Here is a 22332-nt window from a genome sequence, read left to right as displayed (position 1 = left end):
CGGGCAGCACGGCGGGCGACGGCCGGAACGCACCGCACGGCCCGGGGCGGGAGCTCGATCCCGACCCGGGCCGCCGTCGTCCCCTCCCGGGTCCGGCACGGCCCGGCGCCGCTCGGTGTGTCGGCCTCGGTGTCAACGCGTGATGTGGGCACCGCCGTTGAGGCGAGGTCCGGCCGGGGCTAGAGGGTGCCCCGGGAACCGGGGCCGGTGGCCTGCTGTGGTAGGAGGGACGGGTGACTACCAGGGCTTTCGATGCGGTGCTGTGTGATGTGGACGGTGTGATCCGGTTCTTCGACGGGGCCGGGGTGGCCGCGCTGGAGCGGGCCGCCGGGGTGGAGGAGGGGAGCACGGCGGCGGTCGGGTTCGCGCCGGTGAACGACCTGCCCTTGCTGCTGGGGCGGATCGGCCGGGCGGAGTGGGTGGACTCGATCGCGCGCGGGCTGGCCGGCCGGGTGTCGGAGGAGGCGGCCCGGGGCCTGGCGGAGGCGTTCGCGCACTCGCCGTTCTGGGCGGACGAGGTCGTGGTGGAACTGCTGCGGCGGGTGCGGGAGCACTGCCGGGTGGTGCTGGTGACCAACGCGACGGTGTGGCTGGACGAGGACCTGGCGCGCCTGGGGCTGACGGACCTGGCGGACGAGGTGGTGAACAGCTCCCAGGTGGGCAGCGCGAAGCCGGACCGCCGGATCTACGAGATAGCCGCCGGGCGGGTGGGGGCGAGGCCGGAGCGGTGCCTGTTCGTCGACGACCGGCAGGAGAACGTGGACGCGGCGGTGGCGCTGGGGATGACCGGGCTGCTCTACCGGGGCCCGGAGGACCTGCGGCGGGCGCTGGCACCGCTCCTGGGGTGACGGGCGCGGGAGACCCTGGCCGGTCTGCTGGGCGAGTGGCTCGCCGGCGGGTGGCGGGGCCGCAGGTGCCGGGCGAGGATCGGGGGGACCGTACGGACCCCTGAGGGCGGTGGGCGCGGATGGCGGAGCGGACGGGGGAGACGGGGGAGACCCGGGCGCAGCTGTCGGCGCGGTTGAACTGGCTGCGGGCCGCCGTGCTGGGTGCCAACGACGGCGTGGTCTCGACGGCCGGGATCGTGACCGGTGTGGCGGGCGCGGCCGGGTCCCGCGCCGCACTGCTCGCAGCCGGGGTGGCCGGGCTGCTGGCGGGGGCGATGTCGATGGCGGCCGGCGAGTACGTCTCGGTCAGCACCCAACGGGACACCGAGCGGGCCGCGTTGGCGAAGGAGCGGCGCGAGCTGGCCGAGGACCCGGAGGGGGAGCTCGACGAACTGACCGACTACTACCGGGACAGCGGGCTGACCGACGGGCTGGCCCGGGAGGTGGCCACGGCGCTGACCGAGCGGGACGCGCTGGCGGCCCACGCGCAGACCGAACTCGGCATCGACCCCGAGGCGTTGACCAATCCCTGGGAGGCGGCGCTGGCGAGTGCGGCCGCGTTCACGCTGGGTGCGCTGGTGCCGCTGCTGGCGGTGCTGCTGCCGCCGGAGTCCTGGCGGCTGGGGGTGACGGTGGCCGCGGTGGTGCTGGCGCTGACGGCCTCGGGCTGGGCGAGCGCCCGGCTCGGCGGGGCGGGGCCGGGGCGGGCGGTGGCGCGCAACGTGGCGGGCGGGCTGCTGGCGATGGCGGTGACGTACAGCGGCGGGGTGCTGCTGGACCGCCTCAGCAGCTGACGGGCTCTGCGGCCGACGGGTTCCACCGGCCGCCGGGCTTCACGGGCTCCACCGGCCGACGGGCGAGCCCAGGCCTCGGACCGGGCCCCGGGCGGGGTTCGGCTCGACAGGCGGCCCGGCGCGCCCTGTGTTTCTGTGGCTGCAAACCGCTTGGAAGAGGTGAACCACCGTGACGATGCCCCCGTTCGGATCGAACGACCCGTTCTCCGACCTGCTCAGCCGGTTCTTCGGGATGAGTCCGCTGGCCTCCCCGCCCGCCGTGCAGCGGGTGCCGATCGGGCGGCTGCTCAGCGAGTCCTCCCAGGAGCTGCTGGGGCTCGCCGCGCAGCGTGCGGCCGAGGACGGCAGCAGCGACCTGGACACCGCGCACCTCGCCTGGGCGGCCACCCGGGTGGAGCCCTCCCGGCGGATGCTGGAGCGCGCGGGCATCGACCCGGACCAGCTCTCCGGGGATCTGGAGCACGCGCTGCCCTCCGGCAATCCGGAGGCGCTGGACGGGCGGCCCGCGCTGACCCCGTCGGCCAAACGCGCCCTGCTCGCGGCGCACGCCCGTTCGCAGGCGGCCGGCGCCTCGTACATCGGCCCGGAGCACATCCTCGGTGCGCTGCTGGAGCAGGAGCGGTCCGGTGCGGGGACGGCGCTGCGCAACGCGGCGCCCTCGCAGGAGGCGTTGAAGTCGGTGCTGGACGGGCGCGGCACGGGCGGTGACCGCAGCAGCACGGGCGGGCACCCGAGCGACACCCCGACCCTCGACGAGTACGGGCAGGACCTCACCGAGGAGGCGCGCGGGGGCCGGCTGGACCCGGTGGTCGGGCGGGCCGAGGAGATCGAGCAGACCGTGGAGATCCTCTCCCGGCGGACCAAGAACAACCCGGTGCTGATCGGCGAGCCGGGCGTCGGCAAGACCGCGATCGTCGAGGGGCTGGCCCAGCGGATCGTCTCCGGGGACGTCCCGCAGAGCCTGCGGGACAAGCGGGTGGTCACCCTGGACCTGACCGCGCTGGTGGCCGGTTCCAAGTACCGGGGCGAGTTCGAGGAGCGGTTGAAGAAGGTGATCGACGAGGTCACGGCGGCCGAGAAGAGCGTGATCCTGTTCCTGGACGAGCTGCACACCGTGGTCGGCGCGGGCGGTGGCGGCGAGGGGTCGATGGACGCCGGGAACATCCTCAAACCGGCCCTGGCGCGCGGGGAGTTGAGCGTGGTCGGCGCGACCACCCTGGACGAGTACCGCAAGCACGTGGAGAAGGACGCCGCGCTGGAGCGCCGCTTCCAGCCGGTGCTGGTGCCGGAGCCGAGCGTCGAGGAGACGATCGAGATCCTCCGGGGGCTGCGCGACGCGTACGAGGCGCACCACCAGGTGCGGTTCACCGACGAGGCGCTGGACGCGGCGGCGACCCTCTCCGACCGGTACGTCAGCGACCGCTTCCTGCCCGACAAGGCGATCGACCTGCTGGACCAGGCCGGCGCCCGGGTGCGGCTGCGCAGCCTGAGCGGTTCCACCGAGGCGACCTCGGTGCAGGACCGGATCACCAAGTTGAAGCGGGAGCTGGACGAGGCGGTCGCGGACGAGGAGTTCGTCCGGGCCGCCAACCTCAAGTCCGAGCTGCGGCGCACCGAGGACGAGCTGGCGGCGATCGCCGAGTCCCGCGAGGAGGTCGTCGACGTGACCGCCGACGACATCGCGCAGGTGCTCTCCTCCCGCACCGGCATCCCGGTCGCGGAGCTGAACGCGACCGAGAAGGAGCGGCTGCTCAAGCTGGAGGACCACCTGCACGAGAAGGTGATCGGCCAGGACGAGGCGGTCACCGCCGTCGCCCAGGCGGTGCGCCGCGGCCGCGCCGGGATGGGCGACCCGGACCGGCCGACCGGCTCCTTCCTCTTCCTCGGGCCGACCGGCGTCGGCAAGACCGAGCTGGCCAAGGCCTTGGCGGCGCTGCTGTTCGGCGACCCGGACCGGATGATCCGCTTCGACATGAGCGAGTTCCAGGAGAAGCACACCGTCTCCCGGCTGGTCGGCTCCCCGCCCGGGTACGTCGGTTACGAGGAGGCCGGGCAGCTGACCGAGGCGGTCCGCCGCAAGCCGTACAGCGTGCTGCTCTTCGACGAGGTGGAGAAGGCGCACCCGGACGTCTTCAACCTGCTGCTCCAGGTGCTGGACGACGGGCGGCTCACCGACTCCCAGGGGCGTACGGTCGACTTCCGCAACACCGTGGTGATCATGACCAGCAACATCGGCTCGCAGCGGATCCTGGACCACTCGGGCAACGTGGACGAGATCAGGGACGACCTGATGCGGGACCTGCGCCAGCAGTTCCGGCCGGAGTTCCTCAACCGGATCGACGAGGTGATCGTCTTCCACGCGCTCACCCGGAAGGACCTGCTGTCGGTGGTCGACCTGCTGCTGGAGCGCAGCCGGCGGCGGCTGCGGGCCCAGGACGTGCGGCTGGAGGTCACCGAGGCGGCCAAGGAGTACCTGGTCAACCGCGGCTACCAGCCGGAGTTCGGGGCCCGGCCGCTGCGCCGGACGATCCAGTCGGAGCTGGACAACCGGATCTCCAACCTGCTGCTGGACGGGACGGTGCGGGAGGGGGACACGCTGATCGCGGACGTCGAGGACGGGGAGCTGACGGTGACGCTGGCGCGGCCGGAGCCGTCGGCGACCTTCGCGGAGGCGGAGGAGAAGGCGCAGGCGCAGGCGGGGGCGGGGGCGGAGGCCGAGGGGTGAGGCGGAGCGGTGCGGCGGCGGGGTGAGGCGGAGCGGTGAGGCGGCGGGGTGAGCGCAGGCCGACGGGTTCGGGCGTACTCCAGCGGGAGTACGCCCGAACGCCACTGGTGGAGGACGCGCCGGGGCCGGGCACGGGTCTAGCCTTCCGGGCATGATGCCGCCCACGTCCCCACCGCCGGAGCAGGGGCCGCCCTCCCCGGAGGCGCCGCCCTCCCCGGAGGCGCCGCCCGAGCCGTGGCGCCCGCCCTGGGCGCGCGGGGCCCGCTCGGGCCTGCCGGTGCGACTGGCGGTGGCGGCCGCCGTGGTCCAGGTGGTCGGGTCGGGAGTCGCCGCCCGCCACCAGGCGGGCCGGGCCCCGCTGGACGCCGTCGGCTACCTGCTGTTGCTGCTCGGCCCGGCGCTGCTGGCGGTGCTCGGGCGCCGTCCGGTCGCCGCGGTGGCGGGGACGTCGGTGGTGACCGCCGGGTACCTGGCCGCCGGGTACCCGTACGGCCCGGTGTTCGTGAGCTGGGTGATCGCCTGCTGCTTCGCGATCGGCTGCGGACACCGCCGGGCGGCCTGGACGGCGGTCGCCGGGGTGTACCTGGTGCACGTCCTGGTGTCCTTCGTCCTGCCGGACGGCTGGCTGCGCGCCGCCAAGCCCCGATTCGTCTGGCAGGTGGAACTCGGGCTGCTGGCCTGGCTGCTGCTGATGCTGGCGGTCGCCGAGCTGATCCGCTTCCGGCGCGAGCGGATCGCCGCCCACCGGGCCTACCGGCAGCAGCTGGAGCAGCGCCGGGCCAACGAGGAACGGCTCAGGATGGCCAGGGAGTTGCACGACATCCTGGCGCACAGCCTGTCCCTGATCAACATCCAGGCGGGGGTTGCGCTGGCGCTGCTGGACCGGCGGCCGGCGGAGGCCCGCACGGCGCTGGTCACCATCAAGTCGACCAGCAAGGAGGCGCTCGGCGAGGTCCGCCAGGTGCTCGCCACGCTGCGCGGGCCCGACGCGGCGCCGCGCGGGCCGGCCCCCGGGCTGGGGCGGCTGGACGAACTCACCGAGCAGGCCGACCGGATGGGGCTGACGGTCGAGGTGCACGAGGACGGCGTCCGTCGCCCGCTGTCCGCCACCGTCGACCTGACCGCCTTCCGGATCGTCCAGGAGGCGCTGACCAACGTGATCCGGCACTCGGTGGCCCGGGAGGCGGTCGTGGTGCTGGACTGGCGGGACACCGCCGTCCTGGTGGTCCGGGTCGAGGACCCGGGGCCAGCGGTGGTCGCGGACGCCGGCGGGTCCGGCAGCGGGCTGGTCGGGATGCGGGAACGCGCCTCCGCGTTCGGTGGCACCATCACGGCGGGGCCGCTGCCCGGCGGCGGCTTCCGGGTCCGGGCGGAGCTGCCGACACCGAAGGTGGAGAGCGATTGATTCGGGTACTGCTGGCGGATGACCAACTGCTGGTCCGGGCGGGCTTCCGGGCCCTGCTGGACCTCCAGGACGACCTCACCGTGGTCGGCGAGGCGGACGACGGCGAGGCGGCGCTGCGGCTCGCCCGTGAGCTGGTGCCGGACGTGGTGCTGATGGACGTCCGGATGCCCCGGATGGACGGGCTGGAGGCCACCCGGAGGATCGCCGGAGACCCAGCGCTGTCCTCCGTACGGGTGGTCGTGCTGACCACCTTCGAGCTGGACGAGTACGTCTTCGAGGCACTGCGCTCGGGGGCGTCGGGCTTCCTGGTCAAGGACACCGAACCGGCCGACCTGCTGCGGGCGATCCGGGTCGCGGTGGCCGGGGACGCGCTGCTCTCGCCGGGTGTGACCAGGCGGCTGATCGGCGAGTTCGCGGCCCGCTCCAAGGGGCCGGAGACGGCTCCGGAGGGGCTCTCGGACGTCTCGGCGCTGACCGAGCGGGAGCGCGAGGTGCTGGCGCTGGTCGGGATGGGGCTGTCCAACGAGGAGATCGCCCGGCGGCTGGTGGTCAGCCCGCTGACGGCGAAGACGCACGTCAGCCGGGCGATGGTGAAGCTCGGGGCCCGGGACCGGGCGCAACTGGTGGTGCTGGCCTACGAGTCGGGGCTGGTGCGGCCGGGCTGGCTGGGCTGAGGCCCCTCGGCCGGCGGGACGGACTTCGGGCGCGCTTTCGCGCGGCTACTTCCGGCCCGGCGTGGCGCGGGGCCTGCGTACTTCCCCGGGAGTACTCCAAGTGCCGCTGCTGGTAGGACGCGTGATGAGGCCCCTCGGCGGGACGCTCAAGGCACCTCGGGAAGACCCGGGGCCGTGGAGCCGACCGCGAGGAGATGAACCGTGATGAACACGCAGCTGGCGGAGCAACTGGCGGACTGGCACGGGCCGGGCGCCTGGATCCTGCTGGTGCCCCTGGTCTGGATCGCCGTGGTGGTCCTGGTGATCGCACTGCTGCGCCGGACGCTCTGGCGGCGGCGCGGCGCCTGCGGGTTCGGGGCCGGCGCCCCGGGCGGCGCGGAGCACCCGCTGGCCGTCCTGGGCCGCCGCTACGCCGAGGGCGACATCGACGCCGAGGAGTACCGCGCCAAGCGGGCTGTGCTCACCGAGCCGACGCGGGACGGCCCCCGGGGCGGTGGCGCCGCATGACCACTCTCGACGTCGTGCGCGGCACCGCCGCCCGGGCCGCCGACGCCGTGAAGGTCCACGGCGTCGGCGGGGGCCGGCCGCCGGGGTCCGGCGGATCAGCCCACCGTGACCTGCGGGAACACCTCCCGCAGCAGCGGGTCCGGCAGCCCGCGCTTGCGCCACTCGCGCGGGTAGCCGAGCGAGACCTCCTCGAACGGGACGCCGTCGTAGGAGGTCTTGCGCGGAATGTGCAGGTGCCCGTAGATCATCGCCGCGGTGTTGAAACGGCGGTGCCAGTCGGCGGTCAGCTCGGTGCCGCACCACTGGGCGAACTCGGGGTACCAGAGGACTTCGGTGGGGTGGCGGACCAGCGGGTAGTGGTTGACCAGGACCAGCGGGACGTCCGGGTCGCAGGCCGCGAGCCGCTGCTCGGTCAGCCGGACGCGCTCGCGGCACCAGGAGTCGCGGTCCGGGAACGGGTCCGGGTGGAGCATCCGCTCGTCCGCGCAGACGATGCCGCTCTCGTACGCGGCCGCCAGGGACTCCTCCTTGGTGGTCGTCCCCGGGGCGCGGAAGGTGTAGTCGTACAGGAGGAACAGCGGGGCGATCCGCACCGGACCGGCGGGGCCGTGCCAGAGCGGGTACGGGTCCTCGGGGGTGACGACGCCGAGGGCGCGGCACAGTTCCACCAGGTGGTTGTAGCGGGCCACGCCGCGGAGCTGGACCGGGTCGTCGGGGTGGGTCCACAGCTCGTGGTTGCCGGGGGCCCACACCACACGAGCGAAGCGGTCGGCGAGCAGGCCGAGCGCCCACTCGATGCTGGTGGTGAGTTCGGCGACGTCACCGGCGACGAGCAGCCAGTCGTCGGGGTGGGTGGGCCGGAGCTTCTCCACCAGGTCGCGGTTCTCCTGGTAGGAGATGTGCAGGTCGCTCACCGCGAGCAGCCGCCCGCCCCCGCCCGCCCCGATGGGCCTCGGCTGTGCGTCGCTGCGGATCTCGGTACTCACTCCTGCCCCCTGTGGTCACCCGGCCGATGTGGCCACCCTACGTGGCGGGCGGGGGTCGTGGGCAGGGTTGACATGATCGGCTGTCCGGCCCGGGGCGTCCGGGAGTTGAAGCCGGTCAGGAGCCGAGGTCGATGAGCACGCCGTGAGAGGTGGCGGTGGTGACGGCGAGGATGGCCAGCGAGGCGATGCCGAGGGCCAGTCCGAGGAAGGCGCGGCCGCGGCGGCTGGTGCCGCGGACCAGGGCCAGGGTGGCGAGGGTGACGGCGATCGGGCCCAGCACGAGGTTGAAGAGCAGCAGGCCCGGGAGGCCGAGCAGGAAGGAGGCGACGGCCAGGTTGTCGGCCTCGGCGGTGCCCTGACGCTCGTCGGCGGCGCGCCCGGCGGTGCGCTCGGTGGTGCGCTCGGAGCTGCTGCGGCCGGTGGCGGCGCGGCTGGTGATGGCGCGGCTGGTGACGGCGTGGTCGGTGACGGTGCTCATGGCGGTGGCGGTCCTCTCGGCGGTCGACGGGAGTGGACGGTGCGGCGGACTCAGCGGTGCCGCAGGCGGGCGACGCCCTCGCGGGCGCCGAAGGCGAGCAGCCAGGCGGAGATGGCGGCGGAGGAGGCGAGGAACACCGGGAGGGGGAGGTGGGCGGCGGTGCCGATCAGGACTCCCATGGCGACCAGTGCGGAGAACAGGATCACGGCTGGCTCCTTCGGCTGGGGATGCGGCGGCTGCTGCACCGATTTCGGTTGACAAGTGTTCACTGACTTCGAGGCCCACTGTACGCCTGGCTGGCCAAGTTCGGCAAACGACTGTTTACTGAATGGCGTGAATCACACCGTGGGGGCCAGACAGGCCCAGAAGCAGCAGAGTCGGCGGGCCTTGCTGGACGCCGGACTGCACCTGCTGGCCGATCAGAACCTGGCGAGCCTGGGCGTCCGCGAGGTCACCCGGGAGGCGGGGCTGTCCCCGGCCGCCTTCTACCGGCACTTCCCGGACCTCGCCGCCCTCGGCGTCGCCCTGGTCGAGGAGTCGCTGGCCAGCCTGCACGTCATGATCCGCGCGGTGCTCGCCGAGGCCGGCGGCGCCGAGGAGCTGATCGACCGGGCGGTGGACGTGATCCAGCGGCACGTCCGCGACCACCAGCCGCACGTGCGCTTCCTGTCGCGGGAGCGGCACGGCGGGGTCCGGCAGGTGCGCGAGGCGATCGACGCCGAACTGGGCCGCTTCGCCGCCGAGGTGGGCTCCGCCCTGGCGCTCCAGCCGGTCTCGGCGGGCTGGAGCGAGCAGGACCTGCGGATGCTGGCCGAGCTCTACGTCGACCACATGGTGTCGACGGCCTCCGCCTTCCTGGAGGCCCAGGAGGCGGACCCCGCCCGCGAGCAGCGGATCGCCGCCACGGCGCGCTCGCAGCTGCGCCTGATCAGCCTCGGCCGGCGGTACTGGCAGGGGAGTTGACCGCGGCGGGGTCCTGACCGCCCGCCCGGGTGCCGGGGGGGCGCGGTCCGGGCGCCGGGCGGGCGGTTCCTGACCAGGGGTGTTCTCTTGGGCCGGTTTTGACTCTTGACAGTAAGTCATGTCCGCGACAGCTTTGGGGGACCCCCACACCGAGAGGTCTCTCATGAAGAAGCCGCTCATAGGCATGCTCGCCACGCTCCTGGTCGCGGGCGCCACCGCCCTCGGCGGTGCCGCCCCGGCGCAGGCCGCTGCTCAGGCGCAGGTCACCGCCCCGACGGAGGCCACCGCCCAGGCCGAGGGCTCCGCCCCGGCGGCCAAGGCGGCCGCGGTCAACTTCGCCGGGACGGTCGCGCTCAGCAACTGCTCCGGCTCCCTGGTGCGGATGCCCGGCTCGGCCGCGACCGACCCGGCCCTGGTGCTCTCCAACGGCCACTGCCTGGAGTCCGGCATGCCCGGCCCCGGCGAGGTCGTCCTCAACCAGCCCTCCAGTCGGACCTTCACCCTGCTCAGCTCGACCGGTGGCCGCCTCGCCACCCTGCGTGCGAGCAAGGTGGTCTACGGCGCCATGACCGACACCGATGTGTCGATCTACCAGCTGAACACCACCTACGCCTCGATCAAGTCGAAGTACGGGATCTCGCCGCTGACCATCGCCGACACCCACCCCACCCAGGGGTCGGACATCCGGGTCGTCTCCGGTTACTGGAAGAAGATCTACTCCTGCTCGATCGACGGCTTCGCCTACCAGTTGAACGAGGCCGACTGGACGTTCAAGGATTCGGTCCGTTACACCTCGGGCTGCAACGTGATCGGCGGCACCTCCGGTTCGCCGGTGGTCGACGCCTCGACCGGTCTGCTGGTCGCCGTGAACAACACGATCAACGAGAGCGGCGAGTCCTGCACCCTGGACAACCCGTGTGAGGTCGACGAGTCGGGCGCGGTCACGGTGCACCAGGGCATCGGCTACGCCCAGGAGACCTACGGCATCCCCGCCTGCTTCGCGCCCGGCAACCGCCTCGACCTCACCCTGGCCGGCTGCACCCTGCCCCGCCCGTAGGCCCCGCCTGCAAGCCCCGCCCGTAAGCCCTGGCCCGACCGCAAGCCCTGTTCGTATGCCCCGCCCGTAAGCCCTGGCCCGACCCGCAAGCCCCGGCCCGCCCGCACCGCACCCCCTCGGCGGGCGGGCCGGCCGGCGGGACCTCCGGGCCGTCGACGGAACCGCAGCAACCCCCTTGACCAGCACCTTTCCCCGATGGGCCACCCGCGACCAGGCGGGTGGCCCATTCGGCCGTCCGCCGGGCGGCCGCCGCACCACCCGCACCGCAGAGTAGTGCCGACGAGGCACGTCATGTCCGTTGACCAGATGGAGAGTTGATGACCACCAGGCTCAAGAGGCTGCTGGTATCCGTCCTGCTGATACCGATGTTCGCGATCGGGGGCCTGGCCGTCCCGGCCTCGGCCGACACCGGCCGCGGGGCCGAGGCGTCCGGGGCCGCGCACGGCCGGAGCCCCGCCGACGACCCGACCGCCGACATCAAGGACCGCCTGGCGGCGATCCCCGGCGTGACGATCACCGAGGAGAAGCCCACCACCACCGGCCACCGCTACTTCCTGGCCACCTACACCCAGCCGATCGACCACTTCCGCCCCTGGCTGGGCACCTTCCAGCAGCGTTTCAGCGTGCTGCACCGCGGCTACGACCGCCCGACCGTCTTCTACACCAACGGCTACACGCTGGGCACCACGCCGTCCCGCACCGAGCCGACCCGGCTGGTGGACGGTAACCAGGTCTCCATCGAGTACCGGTACTTCACCCCCTCCCGCCCCGAGCCGGCCGACTGGTCCAAGGCGGGCATCCGCCAGCAGGCCGCCGACTCGCACAAGCTGGTGACCGCGCTCAAGCGGATCTACGACCAGGAGTGGCTCTCCACCGGCGCCAGCAAGGGCGGCATGTCGTCGACCTACTACCGCCGCTTCTACCCGGACGACGTGGCCGGCACGATCGCGTACGTCGCGCCGAACAACACCGACGTCAACGACTACGCGGCCTACACCGAGTTCTTCCGCAACGTCGGCACCCCGGAGTGCCGGGCCAAGCTGAACGCCGCCCAGCGCGAGCTGCTGGTGCGCCGTGACCGCCTGGAGCCGCGCTACATCGCCGACAACAAGGCGGCGGGTTCCACGTTCAACACCCTCGGCACCCCGGACCGCGCCTACGAGGCCGGCGTGCTCGACGTGGTCTGGGCGTTCTGGCAGTACAGCCTGGAGTCGGACTGCGCGAAGGTCCCGGTGGCCGCGACCGCGACCGACGACGAGCTGTACGCGTGGTACGACGCCCAGTCGGGCATCACCGGCAACAGCGACCAGTCGCTGGCGAAGTACACCGCGTACTACTACCAGGCCGCGACCGAACTGGGCGCGCCGTTCTTCGACGTCTCGTACTTGAAGGACCAGCTGCACTACGACTACAAGGAGCTCTACTCGGCCCGCTCCTACGTGCCGAAGGAGATCCCGACCGTCTTCAACCCGAAGGCGATGCCCGACATCGACCGCTGGGTGAAGCGCGAGGGCGAGCGGATGATGTTCGTCTACGGCGGCAACGACCCGTGGGGCGCCAAGCCGTTCCACCTCGGCCGGGGCAGTGACGACAGCTACGTCTACGTCGTGCCCGGCGGCAACCACGGCTCCAACATCGGCAAGCTGCCGGCCGACCAGTCGGCGGAGGCCACGGCCAAGGTGCTGGAGTGGGCCGGTCTGGGCGACCAGGCCGCCGCCCGCTCGCTCGCCAAGTCGCCGCAGCCGGGGGCGCCGTTCGGGCCGCTGGACGTCGAGGGCCAGCGCCTGGAGCAGGAGCGCCGCCCGCTGTAGCGCTGCGTAACCAGGAAGCAGAACCAGGAGGCCGCCCCGCCCGGGGCGGCCTCCCGTCGTTCCGGCCGTTCCGGGTTCCCGTGCCTGCCCCTGCCGCTGCCTCCGCCACCGCCGTCTCCACCTCCGCCCACCCCCTCCCCGAAGCAGTGAATCGGTGCTTCAATGCTTCCATGGCCTACCGACGCACCCCCGCCGTCCAAGCCCGCCTGGACGCCCAGCGCGAGGCAGTGCTGCAGTCGGCGGTCGGCCTGCTCGCCGAGCGCGGCTACGGCGGCTGCACCATGGCCGCCGTGGCGGACCGCGCCGGGATCGCCACCGGCAGCCTCTACCAGCACTTCGCCAACAAGGCCGAGCTGTCGGTGCAGCTGTTCCGCCGGGTGGTCACCCGCGAGATGGCCGCGGTGAACGCCGCCGTCGCGCTCCGGGACACCCCGCGGCAGCGGATCGCCGCCGTGGTCGAGACCTTCGCCGCCCGCGCCCTGCGGGCCCCCCGGCTGGCCTACGCGCTGCTGGTCGAGCCCGCCGACGCGGTGGTGGACGCCGAGCGGCTGGTGTTCCGGCGGGCGTTCCGGGACGTGATCGCCACCGAGATCGCCGCTGCCGTGGCGGCCGGTGAACTCCCCGAGCAGGACCCGGTGCTGACCGCCGCCGCCCTGGTCGGCGCGGTCGGCGAGGCCCTGGCCGGCCCACTCGCAGCCGAGCCCTCCGACCCCCAGCGGGCCACCACCGAGGTGGTCCCCGCCCTGGTCTCCTTCACCCTGCGTGCCCTGGGAGGACGCGATGACAGCGACGCATGAGGTCACCAACCAGGTGCCCCTGCCGTACGGACACGACACCGCCGCCGATCCGACCCTGCTCGCCGCCCTGCACCGGGCCGGCGCCGGCTGGGCCGAGCCCGAACTGCGCGAACTCGGCCGCCTGGCGGGCTCCGAGCAGGCCGCCGACTGGGGCCGGCTGGCCAACGAGAACCCGCCCGTGCTGCGCACCCACGACCGCTTCGGCCACCGCATCGACGAGGTCGAGTTCCACCCCTACTGGCACGAGCTGATGCGCACCGCCGTGTCCTACGGTCTGCACGCCGCGCCCTGGCGGGACGACCGGCCCGGCGCCCACTCCGCCCGCGCCGCCAAGTTCTTCGTCTGGGGCCAGGTCGAGGCCGGTCACACCTGCCCGATCTCGATGACCTACGCCGCCGTCCCGGCTCTGCGCCAGAACCCCGTCCTGGCCGCCGAGTTGGAGCCGCTGCTGGCCGCCACCGAGTACGACTACGGCCTGCGCGAGCCGCACACCAAGCGCGGGCTGATCGCCGGCATGTCGATGACGGAGAAGCAGGGCGGCTCGGACGTCCGCACCAACACCACCACCTCCGTCCCGCAGTCCGACGGCACCTACCGGCTCACCGGGCACAAGTGGTTCACCTCGGCCCCGATGTCCGACCTCTTCCTGACCCTCGCCCAGGCCCCCGGCGGGCTCAGCTGCTTCGTGCTGCCGCGCGTCCTCCCGGACGGCAGCCGCAACCGGCTGCACCTGATGCGGCTCAAGGACAAGCTGGGCAACAAGTCCAACGCCTCCGCCGAGCTGGAGTACGACGGCGCGGTCGGCTGGCTGGTCGGCGCGGAGGGCCGGGGCGTGCCGACCATCATCGAGATGGTCAACATGACCCGCCTGGACTGCACCGTCGGCGCCGCCTCCGGGATGCGTTACGGCGCCACCCGGGCGGTCCACCACGCCCTGCACCGGCGGGCGTTCGGCAAGGCGCTGGTCGACCAGCCGCTGATGCGCAACGTGCTGGCCGACCTGGTGGTGGAGTCCGAGGCGGCCACGGCCGTCGCGATGCGGCTGGCCCACGCGACGGACCTGACCCTCGCCGGGGACGGGAACGAGGCGCTGGTACGGCGGTTGGGTCTGGCGGTGGCCAAGTACTGGGTCTGCAAGCGCGGCCCGGCGCACTCCGCCGAGGCACTGGAGTGCCTGGGCGGCAACGGCTACGTCGAGGAGTCCGGGATGCCCCGGCTCTACCGCGAGGCACCGCTGGTGTCGATCTGGGAGGGCTCCGGCAACGTCGCCGCCCTGGACGCCCTGCGCGCCATGGCCAAGCGTCCGGAGACGATCGAAGCCTTTCTGGGCGAGCTCGACGCGGCGGCCGGGGCGGACCGCCGGCTGGACACGGCCGTCGCCGGACTGCGCAAGCAGCTCAGCGACCTGACCGACCTCGAGTACCGCACCCGGCGGCTGGTCGAGTCGATGGCCCTGGCCCTCCAGGGCTCGCTGCTGGTCCGGTACGGCAGCCCGGCGGTGGCCGACGCCTTCTGTGCGAGCCGGCTCGGCGGCGACCACGGCGCCGCCTTCGGCACCCTGCCGTCCGGCGTCGACACCGCCGCGATCATCGACCGCGCCCGCCCGGTGCCCGCGTGAACGACCAGGAGGCCGCAGGCGTACGGGAGTTCTGGCAGGAACTGGGCCTGCCCGGGCTGATCGACGTGCACACCCACTTCATGCCGAAGAACGTCCTCGACAAGGTCTGGGCGTACTTCGACGCGGCCGGCCCACTGGTGAACCGCCCCTGGCCGATCACCTACCGCGAGGCCGAGGAGCAGCGGGTCCAGCGGCTGCGGGACTTCGGCGTCCGGGCGTTCACGTCCATGCTGTACCCGCACAAGCCGGGCATGGCCGGCTGGTTGAACGCCTGGGCCGCCGAGTTCGCCGCCCGCACCCCGGAGTGCCTGCACACCGCGACCTTCTTCCCCGAGCCGGGGGCGGCCGGCTACGTGGCCCGCGCGATCGAGGACGGCGCCCGGGTGTTCAAGGCGCATCTCCAGGTCGGCGGTTACGACCCGACGGACGACCGGCTGGACGAGGTCTGGGGGCTGCTCGCCGACACCGGCACCCCGGTGGTCACCCACTGCGGATCCGGGCCGGTGCCGGGCAAGTTCACCGGCCCCGGCCCGATCGGCGCGGTGCTGGACCGGCACCCGGGCCTGGTCCTGGTGGTCGCCCACCTCGGCATGCCCGAGTACCGCGACTTCCTCGACCTGGCCGAGCGCCACCCGGCCGTCCGAGTGGACACCACCATCGCGTTCACCGACTTCGCCGAGGCCGACGCGCCCTTCCCGCGCGACGAACTGCCGCGCCTGCGCGGGCTCCGGGAGCGCGTCCTGCTCGGCAGCGACTTCCCCAACATCCCGTACCGGTACGTGCACCAGCTGGAGGCGCTGGCCGGGCTGGGGCTGGGGGAGGAGTGGCTGCGGGCGGTCTGCCACGACAACGCGGCCGCGCTGTTCGGTCTCACCTGAGGTCTGAGCCCGAGCGCCCACCCCGACCCGAAGCCCCACCTGAGGCCACACCCGAGGCCTCACCCGACCGCCCGCAGCACTTCCACCGCGTCCGCGTGCAGTCCGGGCGCGGCGGTGAGGAAACCGTCCGAGCCGGCCGTCCAGGCCGACCCGGCGGTGTCCGTCACCGTCGCGCCCGCCTCGCTCGCCACCAGGGCGCCCGGCAGCAGGTTGCCCGCGTCCTGCCCGTACTGCCAGAACAGCGCCAGGTGCCCGGAGCCGACCTGGGCCACCTGGAGCGCGGTCGGGCCCAGGTTGCGCACCGCGAGCACCGCGCCCGCCATCGCGGACAGCGACTCGCCGGCCCGGCGCAGCGCCACCGGGTCGGCGGCCACCAGCGGCGGCTGGCTGGTGGCCGCGACGGTGGCCGCCAACTCGCGCTCCAGCGGCGCGATCGGCCGCCCGTCCAACTGCGCCCCGCCGCCCAGCACCGCCCGGTAGGTCCGGCCCGCGCCGAACAGCTCCGGGGCGTGCACCACGGCCAGTACCGCCGCGCCGTCGCGCACCAGCGTGGCCGTCACCGCCCAGTGCGGCTGCCCGAGCAGGTACTGCACCGCGCCGTCGGTCGCGTCGCAGACCCACCACTCGCCCTCGGCGGGCACCGAGCCGTCCAGTTCCTCCAGCACCCACCCGGCCTGCGGGCGCAGCGCGGTGAGCCGCTCGCGCAGCTCGGCGGCGGCCGGACCGTCCAGCTCGGCGAACCGCGCCATCGCCTCCTCGACCGTCCGCCCCGGGGTCGGCTCGACCGGCCGGGCCGCCGCCAGCCCCGCGCCGACCTCGCGCACCGCCGCCTCCACGGCCTCCGTCAGCGCCCACAGCTCCGCGACCTGTCCGTCCATGTCCCGTCCGTCCATGTCCCGTCCGTCCATGTCCTGCCTCCTCGATTCCGCCCCGGTCCGCCCTGGTCCGCCCTGGTCCGCCCCGACCGGCGCGTTCCGGCCGGGCAGGACAAGGAGTACCGTCAGGGCTGCCGAACAGGACGCAGTAGCGGCTTCGAACGACGGAGATCGGACACCATGGACCTCGCCACGACGGATCCGGACACCGTGCTGGACACCCTGGACCGCCGCCTGGTCTGCGCCCTCCAGGTGGACGGACGGGCCGAGCCCGGCCGGATCGCCGAGGTGCTGGGCGTCTCCGCCCGGACGGTCACCCGCCGGCTGGGCCGGATGCGCGAGGCCGGAGTGCTCCGGGTGGTGCGGCTGCCCGACGTCGAGGACGCCGCCGTGGGCGCGCTGCTGCTGCGGGTCCGGGTGCTGCGCGGCCGGGTGGACGCCCTCGCCCGGGCGCTGGCCGACCGCTCCGACGTGCCCTTCGTCGACGTGATGCTCGGCGGCCACGAGGTCGGCGCCGTGATGCTGAGCGACGCCCACGGCCGCGACCGCCTGCTGTACGGGCAGCTGCCCGCGACCGGTGCCGTCGTCGAGACCACCACCCATGCCGTCCTGCACGCCTTCGCGGACGCCGGGCAGTGGCGGGCCGGCTGGCTGACCGACCGGGAGGCCGCCGCGCTCGCCCGGCCGCTCGCCCCGCGCCCCGCCGTGCCCCCGCCGCTGGACGACCTCGACCGCGCCCTGCTGGGCCGGCTCGGGCAGGACGCCCGGCAGTCCCACGCGGTGCTGGCCGGGGCGGTCGGCGCGCCCGAGTCGACCGTACGGCGCCGGCTGCACCGGCTGGACGGGCTCGGCCTGCTGCGCACCCACGCCACCGTGGACCCCCGGCTGCTCGGCATGGCCGTGGACGCCAACCTCTGGCTGGACGTGCCGCCCGGCCGGCTCGCCGAGGTCGGTGCCGAGCTGGCCCGCCACCCGCGGGTGCACGGCGTCTTCGCCACCAGCGGCCCGACCAACCTGCTGGCCACGCTGTTCTGCCCGGACCACGGCGGCCTCTACCGCTTCCTCACCGACACCCTGGGCCCGCTGGGAGTCACCCGCGCCGAGACCACGATCACCGCCCGCGCGGTGAAGCGGGCCGGGGTGCTGCTGGACCGGCCGGCCCGCGGACGGTGAGCGCGCGCCGGGCACCCTGGCCGGGGGCCTTACCTGCGGGGTAATCGACGTGCACGGTCCGGCCCGGCAGGGTGGAGGCACCCGGTCGGGCGGTCGGCGCCACCGGGACACCACCCCGGTCAGGAGACGATCCGCATGCCCGCGAACGCGCCCCCCGTCACCCCCGTCACCCCCGTCCGGTCCGCCGCGGCGTTCTCCCCGTGGACGGTCCGCGGGGTCCTGGCCCTGGACGCGGTGGTCACCATCGGGAACGGCCTGGCCTATCTGGCCTTCGCCGGGCCGCTCGGCAGCCTGTTCGGGGTCGGCCTCCCCACCCTCCTGGACCTCGGGCTGCTGCTGACCTGCCACGGTCTGGTGGTCGGCGCGCTGGCCGCCCGCCGCCCGCCGCGGCCTGCGGTGCTGGCGGTGGTGGGGATCAACGCCGGGTGGGTGCTGCTCAGTCCGGTCGCGCTCGCCGCCCGGTTCGCGCCGACCGTGTCCGGCACGGTCTGGATCCCCTTGCAGGCCGCCGCCGTGGCGCTGTTCGTGGTGCTCCAGCTCGCGGCCCTGCGCCGCAGCGGCGCCCGGCGGTAGGGCCGGACTACCGGGGCAGGCTGCCGAGGTGGGCTACCGGTCCGGGCCGACCACGGAGTGCAGGTGCTGCACGGTCTCCCGGTCGGCCGGCAGGAAGGTCTCCAGGGCCAGTTCGGAGACCGTCACGTCCAGTGGCGTGTTGAAGGTGGTGACGGTCGACAGGAAGGAGAGCACCCGACCGTCGTGCCGGACCCGCAGCGGCAGCGCGAAGGGGTTCCCCTCGTCGGCGGCTTCCGGGGCCGGGCCCTCCTCCGGTTCGGGGTAGCCGAGCACTTCCTCGTACAGCCGCCGCAGTGGCTCGGCGTGGATCCCCGGCTCCAGCCGCTCCTCCAGCCGGCTGAGCAGGTGCCGCCGCCACTGCCGGAAGTTGACGATGTGCGGTGCCAGCCCGTCCGGGTGCAGGGCGACCCGGACGGCGTTGAACGGCGGTCGGAGCAGCTCCGGGGCGACGCCGTCCAGCAGCAGGGTGAGCGAGCGGTTGGCCGCCAGCACCTGGAAGGTGCCGTCGATGACCACGGCCGGATACGGGTCGTGGGCGGCGAGCAGCCGTTCGACGCCGCCGCGCAGCGCGTCCATGGACGGGGCGTCGAGCGGCGTCTCGGGGTAGTGCGGGGCGTAACCGGCCGCCAGCAGAAGGGAGTTGCGCTCGCGCACCGGGACGTCCAGCTGCTCGGCCAGGCGCAGCAGCAGCTCCCGGCTCGGCCGGGCGCGGCCGTTCTCGACGAAACTGAGGTGCCGGGCCGAGGAGTTCGCCCGAAGTGCCAGTTGGAGCTGGCTGAGCTGCCGCCGCTCCCGCCAGCCGCGCAGCAGCGGTCCGACGCCGGTTCCTGTCGGGCCGCCCATGCCCGCCATGATCGTCATGGGCAAGGACGGTACTCGAACCGACCCCGTCCGCGGGAGGGGGCCGGGAGTTCGGGTGCCGGGAGTTCGGAGGCTGGGAGCTCGGAGGCCGGGAGTTCGGGTGCCGGGTTCGGACAGCGGCGGGTCAGGCGCCGGTGGTCGAGCCGGGGCGGATCACCATCAGCACCACGACCACCGCCCACAGCAGGTTGAACACTCCGGCGGTCATCGGGAGCAGCCGCAGGCCGCTGACGGCCTTGGTGCGCTGCTCGTCCGCCGGGTCGAGGCCGAGCGCGTCCACGGCGGCCTGCTGGCCGGGCAGCACGAAGAGCAGCAGCGAGAGCGCGGCGACCGCGGTGAGCACCATGGAGGCGATCAGCCAGGACTGGCCGAGCACGTCCATCACCTGGGCCAGGCCGATGCCCAGCACCGGCACCGCGACGCCGAGCAGCGCGTAGACCTGGGTGATCCGGTGCAGGACGCGCAGCACGCCCGCGTCCGAGGCCTGGTCCGGGCCGCCGGCCAGGGCGGCCTTCGCCCGGCGCGGGAACATGCTGACGGCGACCGCGACCGGGCCTATGAACAGGACCGACGCGAGGACGTGCAGGCTCAGCAGGAACTTGGCCATGGCGGGGCACCCTTTGATCCGGTGGGCAGCTGGGGGTCGGCGGGCGTGCGCGCTCGGCGTGCCCACGACCAGGCACGCTAACACCGCTTATTCACCGGCCCCGCGCTCGGGTACCCGGCCCCGCGCTCGGCCGGCCCGGCCCGGTGCTCGGGTATCCCCAGCCCGGTGCCCCGCTCAGCCCGCCGGGACCAGCTCCACGATCCGCGGCGGGGCGGTGCTGACGGCCGCGACGGCGGCGCCCTGCCCGGGGTCGGCCCAGTCGAGCAGGTGGAGGTCCTCGAAGCGGCTGCGCAGCGGGGCGCCGGGCGGGACCTCCAGCGGCAGGGCGGAGAGGTCGACCTGCCCGAGGGTGTCCAGGGTGACCCGCCCGATCTTGATCAGCGACTCCTTGCGCACCCACTGCCGCAGGAACGCCCGGTCCGGCTCCGGGGCCGCCTCGACCAGGGCCAGCTCGGCCGGGGCGAGCACCCGACGGGCCACGGCGCGCAGCGAGCCGCCCCGGCCGGCCAGCTCGACGTCCACGCCGACCGGGCGGCGGCCCGCACCGGCCGCGACCACGCCCCGGGTGTGCGACAGGGTGACCTCCACCCCGGGGTGGTCGGGCAGGTAGGGCTTGCCGTGGTCGGCGAGGCCGCAGTCCGGGCACTCCTGGGCGAGCACCAGCCCGGCGACCGGTACGCCGAGCAGTCGGGCGGCGCAGAGCCGGACCAGGACGTGCCCGGCGACGAAGTCGGCCCGCCCGGACTCCTGCCGGAAGCGCGCGGCGCGCGCCCGCTCGATCTCGGTGAGCAGGTGCTCGCCCGCCTCGGGGTGCCGCAGTACGGCGTCGGCGGACGCGACGGCGACGAGCGGCGCGTCCTGCTCCTGGGCCTCGGTGGTCATGCCCTCCAACCTAGTCCGCCCCGTGGCCGGGCGGGGAGCCGGACCCCGGGCGGAGAGCCGGACCCCTGGGGGAGCGGCCGTGGTCCCGGCGGGCCGGGCCGACCGATGAGTCGCCCGCAGGGTGTGAATAGTCCGTTTTAGGATTGAATGTCTCTGATCTATGGGATCGTCAGGAGATATGACGGAACCTGGCAGGTCATCCGGCCTGCCCTTTTCTCTGCGCGGAGGAATTGTCGATGGGTCAGGCCACCGGTTCGCCGGGTCACCGAGCGACCGCCGTGAGAAGAACACCAGCCACCGGCCGTCGCCGGGCCGTCCGGATCGCCGTGGCGACCGCCGTCGCCGCCGTGCCGATGGCCGCCGTGCTGACGGTCGGTTCGGCCGCCCCGCTCGCCCCGCCGCTGGGTGCCTGCTCCGGCCCCGACTGCCCCGCCACCTGGCCGCCGGCGAACAACGGCGACTTCACCGGGCGGGACGCCACCATCAACGTCTTCACCGGCGGTGACTACACCGTCAACGGCCGTGCGGCCGAGGCCGAGGGCAAGATCGTCACGCTGGGGAACCTGACCGTCGACAAGAACGGCGGCGGCGTCTACAACATGGGCGTGGTGGGCGTCGGCTCGCGCGTCGTGCCGCCCAACGGCAGTGACTTCGTCACCAGCGGCGGCAACGTCGACGTCAGGACCGGCAACTCGATCCTGATCGGCGGTAGCGACTCCCACGGGCCCGCCTTCGGCAACCTGCGCCACGCGGGCAGCGTCACCGGCACCGTCAGCATCGACCCCACCGGCAAGTCGATCCAGGACCCGAACGCCGCCGCGCCCTACCAGGACGTGCTGACCCAGATCGAGGAGGTCTCCGACTGCGTCGGCCGGGCCACCGCGACCGGCACCGTCGACGTCTCCTCCAGCCAGGCCACCTTCACCGGTGACGGCGTCAGCATGAAGCAGGTCTTCAACGTCAGCCAGAACCTGGCCTCGCCGAGCGGCGGCCAGATCGGCCTGGTCTTCAACAACATCCCGGCCGGGGCCACCGTCGTGGTGAACATGCTCGGGGACAGCCCGATCATCAACACCTACACCGGCACCGGCCTGGCGGGCGACCAGACCACCGACATGCGCTCCAAGCTGATGTACAACTTCCCGACCGCGACCTCGCCGCAGATCCTCGGCAGCGCCCAGTTCCAGGGCTCGGTCATGGCCGGCAACCCGGGCAGCACCACGACCCTTGCCCAGCCGGGCATCAACGGCCGGGTGTACCTCGCGGGGAACCTGATCCACACCGGTACGGGCGGCTACGAGATCCACAGCTACCCGTTCGACGGGGATCTGCCGGACTGCCGGGTGACGCCGAGCCCGTCGCCGACCTCGCCGAGTCCGACCTCGCCGAGTCCGACCTCGCCGAGTCCGACCTCGCCGAGTCCGACCTCCCCGTCCCCAACGTCCCCGTCTCCGACCTCGCCGTCACCGACGTCCCCGAGTCCGACGTCCCCGAGCCCCACCTCCCCGCGCCCGACCTCCCCGAGCGCGAGCACCACTTCGGCGTCGGCCAGCGCGTCCACGTCGAGCGCGGGCCCGGCCCCGACCAGCCACCATCCGACGAGCCACCACCCCACCAGCCACCACCCCGGTGGCGACGGCGAGTTGCCCTCGACCGGTTCGGGTGACGCGCCGGTGGTCTTCGGCCTGGCCGGTGTCGGCCTGCTCGGCCTCGGCGGCCTCGCCGTGCTGGCCGCCCGCCGCCGCGGCCGCCACAGCTAGCAGCCCCCCAACACCCCGGCC

Annotated in this window: 22 protein-coding genes; 15 read left to right on the top strand and 7 right to left on the bottom strand. The window is 73.9% G+C overall.

Translation table 11 applies throughout. From position 1 onward, the window contains the following. Positions 1-233: 233 nt before the first annotated feature. The 6 genes from AB0F71_RS05220 to AB0F71_RS05195 all read left to right on the top strand — a co-directional run bounded on the left by AB0F71_RS05220 (position 234) and on the right by AB0F71_RS05195 (position 6992). Entirely contained in the window at positions 234-848 is a 615-nt protein-coding gene (locus tag AB0F71_RS05220; protein ID WP_360228412.1) for an HAD-IA family hydrolase, read from the top strand. Between the two features lie 119 nt (positions 849-967). Then, on the top strand, positions 968-1681 hold the full coding sequence (locus AB0F71_RS05215) for a VIT family protein (RefSeq protein WP_360228409.1): 714 nt from the start codon (positions 968-970) through the stop codon (positions 1679-1681). Positions 1682-1850: 169 nt separating this feature from the next. Then, complete coding sequence (locus AB0F71_RS05210; RefSeq protein ID WP_360228406.1) at positions 1851-4406, top strand: ATP-dependent Clp protease ATP-binding subunit; 2556 nt, start codon at positions 1851-1853, stop codon at positions 4404-4406. A gap of 151 nt (positions 4407-4557) precedes the next feature. Then, entirely contained in the window at positions 4558-5811 is a 1254-nt protein-coding gene (locus AB0F71_RS05205) for a sensor histidine kinase (protein ID WP_360228403.1), read from the top strand. Continuing rightward, complete coding sequence (locus tag AB0F71_RS05200; RefSeq protein ID WP_360228400.1) at positions 5808-6485, top strand: response regulator transcription factor; 678 nt, start codon at positions 5808-5810, stop codon at positions 6483-6485. The genes AB0F71_RS05205 and AB0F71_RS05200 overlap by 4 nt, the downstream gene beginning before the upstream one ends. 204 nt (positions 6486-6689) lie before the next feature. Further along, positions 6690-6992, top strand: a complete 303-nt coding sequence (locus tag AB0F71_RS05195; protein ID WP_360228397.1) for an SHOCT domain-containing protein — start codon at positions 6690-6692, stop codon at positions 6990-6992. A 95-nt stretch (positions 6993-7087) separates the two neighbouring features. On the opposite strand, the gene AB0F71_RS05190 is transcribed toward AB0F71_RS05195, so the two are convergent. The 3 genes from AB0F71_RS05190 to AB0F71_RS05180 all read right to left on the bottom strand — a co-directional run bounded on the left by AB0F71_RS05190 (position 7088) and on the right by AB0F71_RS05180 (position 8662). Next, positions 7088-7978, bottom strand: coding sequence for a metallophosphoesterase (locus AB0F71_RS05190; protein ID WP_360228394.1), 891 nt, complete (start codon positions 7976-7978; stop codon positions 7088-7090). A gap of 115 nt (positions 7979-8093) precedes the next feature. Then, on the bottom strand, positions 8094-8456 hold the full coding sequence (locus AB0F71_RS05185; protein WP_360228391.1) for a DUF4190 domain-containing protein: 363 nt from the start codon (positions 8454-8456) through the stop codon (positions 8094-8096). Positions 8457-8506: 50 nt separating this feature from the next. Next, positions 8507-8662, bottom strand: coding sequence for a hypothetical protein (locus tag AB0F71_RS05180; protein ID WP_360228389.1), 156 nt, complete (start codon positions 8660-8662; stop codon positions 8507-8509). Between the two features lie 127 nt (positions 8663-8789). On the opposite strand from AB0F71_RS05180, the gene AB0F71_RS05175 reads away from it, so the two are divergent. The 6 genes from AB0F71_RS05175 (at position 8790) to AB0F71_RS05150 (ending at position 15580) form a co-directional block, all read left to right on the top strand. Continuing rightward, the gene (locus AB0F71_RS05175) at positions 8790-9419 is read left to right on the top strand and encodes a TetR family transcriptional regulator (RefSeq protein WP_360228386.1); all 630 of its coding nucleotides are present in this window, start codon (positions 8790-8792) and stop codon (positions 9417-9419) included. A 163-nt stretch (positions 9420-9582) separates the two neighbouring features. Beyond that, positions 9583-10476, top strand: a complete 894-nt coding sequence (locus AB0F71_RS05170) for a trypsin-like peptidase domain-containing protein (RefSeq protein ID WP_360228383.1) — start codon at positions 9583-9585, stop codon at positions 10474-10476. Between the two features lie 317 nt (positions 10477-10793). Continuing rightward, on the top strand, positions 10794-12287 hold the full coding sequence (locus tag AB0F71_RS05165; protein ID WP_360228380.1) for a S28 family serine protease: 1494 nt from the start codon (positions 10794-10796) through the stop codon (positions 12285-12287). A 170-nt stretch (positions 12288-12457) separates the two neighbouring features. After that, a complete protein-coding gene (locus AB0F71_RS05160; protein ID WP_360228377.1) occupies positions 12458-13084 on the top strand; it encodes a TetR/AcrR family transcriptional regulator in 627 nt (208 codons plus the stop codon). Further along, positions 13068-14702: an acyl-CoA dehydrogenase family protein gene (locus AB0F71_RS05155; protein ID WP_360228374.1), complete on the top strand. Its 1635-nt coding sequence runs from the start codon at positions 13068-13070 to the stop codon at positions 14700-14702. Before AB0F71_RS05160 ends, AB0F71_RS05155 begins: the two co-directional genes overlap by 17 nt. Further along, entirely contained in the window at positions 14699-15580 is an 882-nt protein-coding gene (locus tag AB0F71_RS05150; RefSeq protein WP_360228371.1) for an amidohydrolase family protein, read from the top strand. Before AB0F71_RS05155 ends, AB0F71_RS05150 begins: the two co-directional genes overlap by 4 nt. A gap of 59 nt (positions 15581-15639) precedes the next feature. Here AB0F71_RS05150 and AB0F71_RS05145 read toward each other — a convergent pair whose 3' ends face one another. Continuing rightward, a complete protein-coding gene (locus AB0F71_RS05145; RefSeq protein WP_360228368.1) occupies positions 15640-16488 on the bottom strand; it encodes an inositol monophosphatase family protein in 849 nt (282 codons plus the stop codon). A gap of 147 nt (positions 16489-16635) precedes the next feature. On the opposite strand from AB0F71_RS05145, the gene AB0F71_RS05140 reads away from it, so the two are divergent. Further along, on the top strand, positions 16636-17628 hold the full coding sequence (locus tag AB0F71_RS05140) for an Lrp/AsnC family transcriptional regulator (RefSeq protein WP_360228365.1): 993 nt from the start codon (positions 16636-16638) through the stop codon (positions 17626-17628). Between the two features lie 135 nt (positions 17629-17763). Further along, the gene (locus AB0F71_RS05135) at positions 17764-18201 is read left to right on the top strand and encodes a hypothetical protein (RefSeq protein WP_360228362.1); all 438 of its coding nucleotides are present in this window, start codon (positions 17764-17766) and stop codon (positions 18199-18201) included. Positions 18202-18234: 33 nt separating this feature from the next. On the opposite strand, the gene AB0F71_RS05130 is transcribed toward AB0F71_RS05135, so the two are convergent. The 3 genes from AB0F71_RS05130 to AB0F71_RS05120 form a co-directional block, all read right to left on the bottom strand. Then, the gene (locus AB0F71_RS05130; protein WP_360228359.1) at positions 18235-19062 is read right to left on the bottom strand and encodes a helix-turn-helix transcriptional regulator; all 828 of its coding nucleotides are present in this window, start codon (positions 19060-19062) and stop codon (positions 18235-18237) included. 124 nt (positions 19063-19186) lie between these two features. Beyond that, positions 19187-19669: a DUF2269 family protein gene (locus tag AB0F71_RS05125; RefSeq protein ID WP_360228356.1), complete on the bottom strand. Its 483-nt coding sequence runs from the start codon at positions 19667-19669 to the stop codon at positions 19187-19189. Positions 19670-19843: 174 nt separating this feature from the next. Next, positions 19844-20551, bottom strand: a complete 708-nt coding sequence (locus AB0F71_RS05120) for a 4'-phosphopantetheinyl transferase superfamily protein (protein ID WP_360228353.1) — start codon at positions 20549-20551, stop codon at positions 19844-19846. A gap of 278 nt (positions 20552-20829) precedes the next feature. On the opposite strand from AB0F71_RS05120, the gene AB0F71_RS05115 reads away from it, so the two are divergent. Beyond that, entirely contained in the window at positions 20830-22311 is a 1482-nt protein-coding gene (locus AB0F71_RS05115; RefSeq protein ID WP_360228350.1) for a choice-of-anchor A family protein, read from the top strand. Positions 22312-22332 lie beyond the last annotated feature (21 nt).

It is taken from the genome of Kitasatospora sp. NPDC028055 (assembly GCF_040637885.1).
Classification (GTDB): Bacteria; Actinomycetota; Actinomycetes; order Streptomycetales; family Streptomycetaceae; genus Kitasatospora.
The sequence above is the reverse complement of the archived record's forward strand: the minus strand, read 5'-3'. Positions and strand labels throughout refer to the sequence as shown.

What these genes read in the sequence shown, in the direction of transcription:
- AB0F71_RS05195 (WP_360228397.1), top strand. Translation starts at nt 6,690, where the DNA reads ATGAACACGCAGCTGGCGGAGCAACTGGCGGACTGGCACGGGCCGGGC.
- AB0F71_RS05145 (WP_360228368.1), bottom strand. Translation starts at nt 16,488, where the DNA reads ATGGACGGACGGGACATGGACGGACGGGACATGGACGGACAGGTCGCG.
- AB0F71_RS05125 (WP_360228356.1), bottom strand. Translation starts at nt 19,669, where the DNA reads ATGGCCAAGTTCCTGCTGAGCCTGCACGTCCTCGCGTCGGTCCTGTTC.
- AB0F71_RS05140 (WP_360228365.1), top strand. Translation starts at nt 16,636, where the DNA reads ATGGACCTCGCCACGACGGATCCGGACACCGTGCTGGACACCCTGGAC.
- AB0F71_RS05205 (WP_360228403.1), top strand. Translation starts at nt 4,558, where the DNA reads ATGATGCCGCCCACGTCCCCACCGCCGGAGCAGGGGCCGCCCTCCCCG.
- AB0F71_RS05185 (WP_360228391.1), bottom strand. Translation starts at nt 8,456, where the DNA reads ATGAGCACCGTCACCGACCACGCCGTCACCAGCCGCGCCATCACCAGC.
- AB0F71_RS05155 (WP_360228374.1), top strand. Translation starts at nt 13,068, where the DNA reads ATGACAGCGACGCATGAGGTCACCAACCAGGTGCCCCTGCCGTACGGA.
- AB0F71_RS05135 (WP_360228362.1), top strand. Translation starts at nt 17,764, where the DNA reads ATGCCCGCGAACGCGCCCCCCGTCACCCCCGTCACCCCCGTCCGGTCC.
- AB0F71_RS05160 (WP_360228377.1), top strand. Translation starts at nt 12,458, where the DNA reads ATGGCCTACCGACGCACCCCCGCCGTCCAAGCCCGCCTGGACGCCCAG.
- AB0F71_RS05170 (WP_360228383.1), top strand. Translation starts at nt 9,583, where the DNA reads ATGAAGAAGCCGCTCATAGGCATGCTCGCCACGCTCCTGGTCGCGGGC.
- AB0F71_RS05215 (WP_360228409.1), top strand. Translation starts at nt 968, where the DNA reads ATGGCGGAGCGGACGGGGGAGACGGGGGAGACCCGGGCGCAGCTGTCG.
- AB0F71_RS05120 (WP_360228353.1), bottom strand. Translation starts at nt 20,551, where the DNA reads ATGACCACCGAGGCCCAGGAGCAGGACGCGCCGCTCGTCGCCGTCGCG.
- AB0F71_RS05165 (WP_360228380.1), top strand. Translation starts at nt 10,794, where the DNA reads ATGACCACCAGGCTCAAGAGGCTGCTGGTATCCGTCCTGCTGATACCG.
- AB0F71_RS05130 (WP_360228359.1), bottom strand. Translation starts at nt 19,062, where the DNA reads ATGACGATCATGGCGGGCATGGGCGGCCCGACAGGAACCGGCGTCGGA.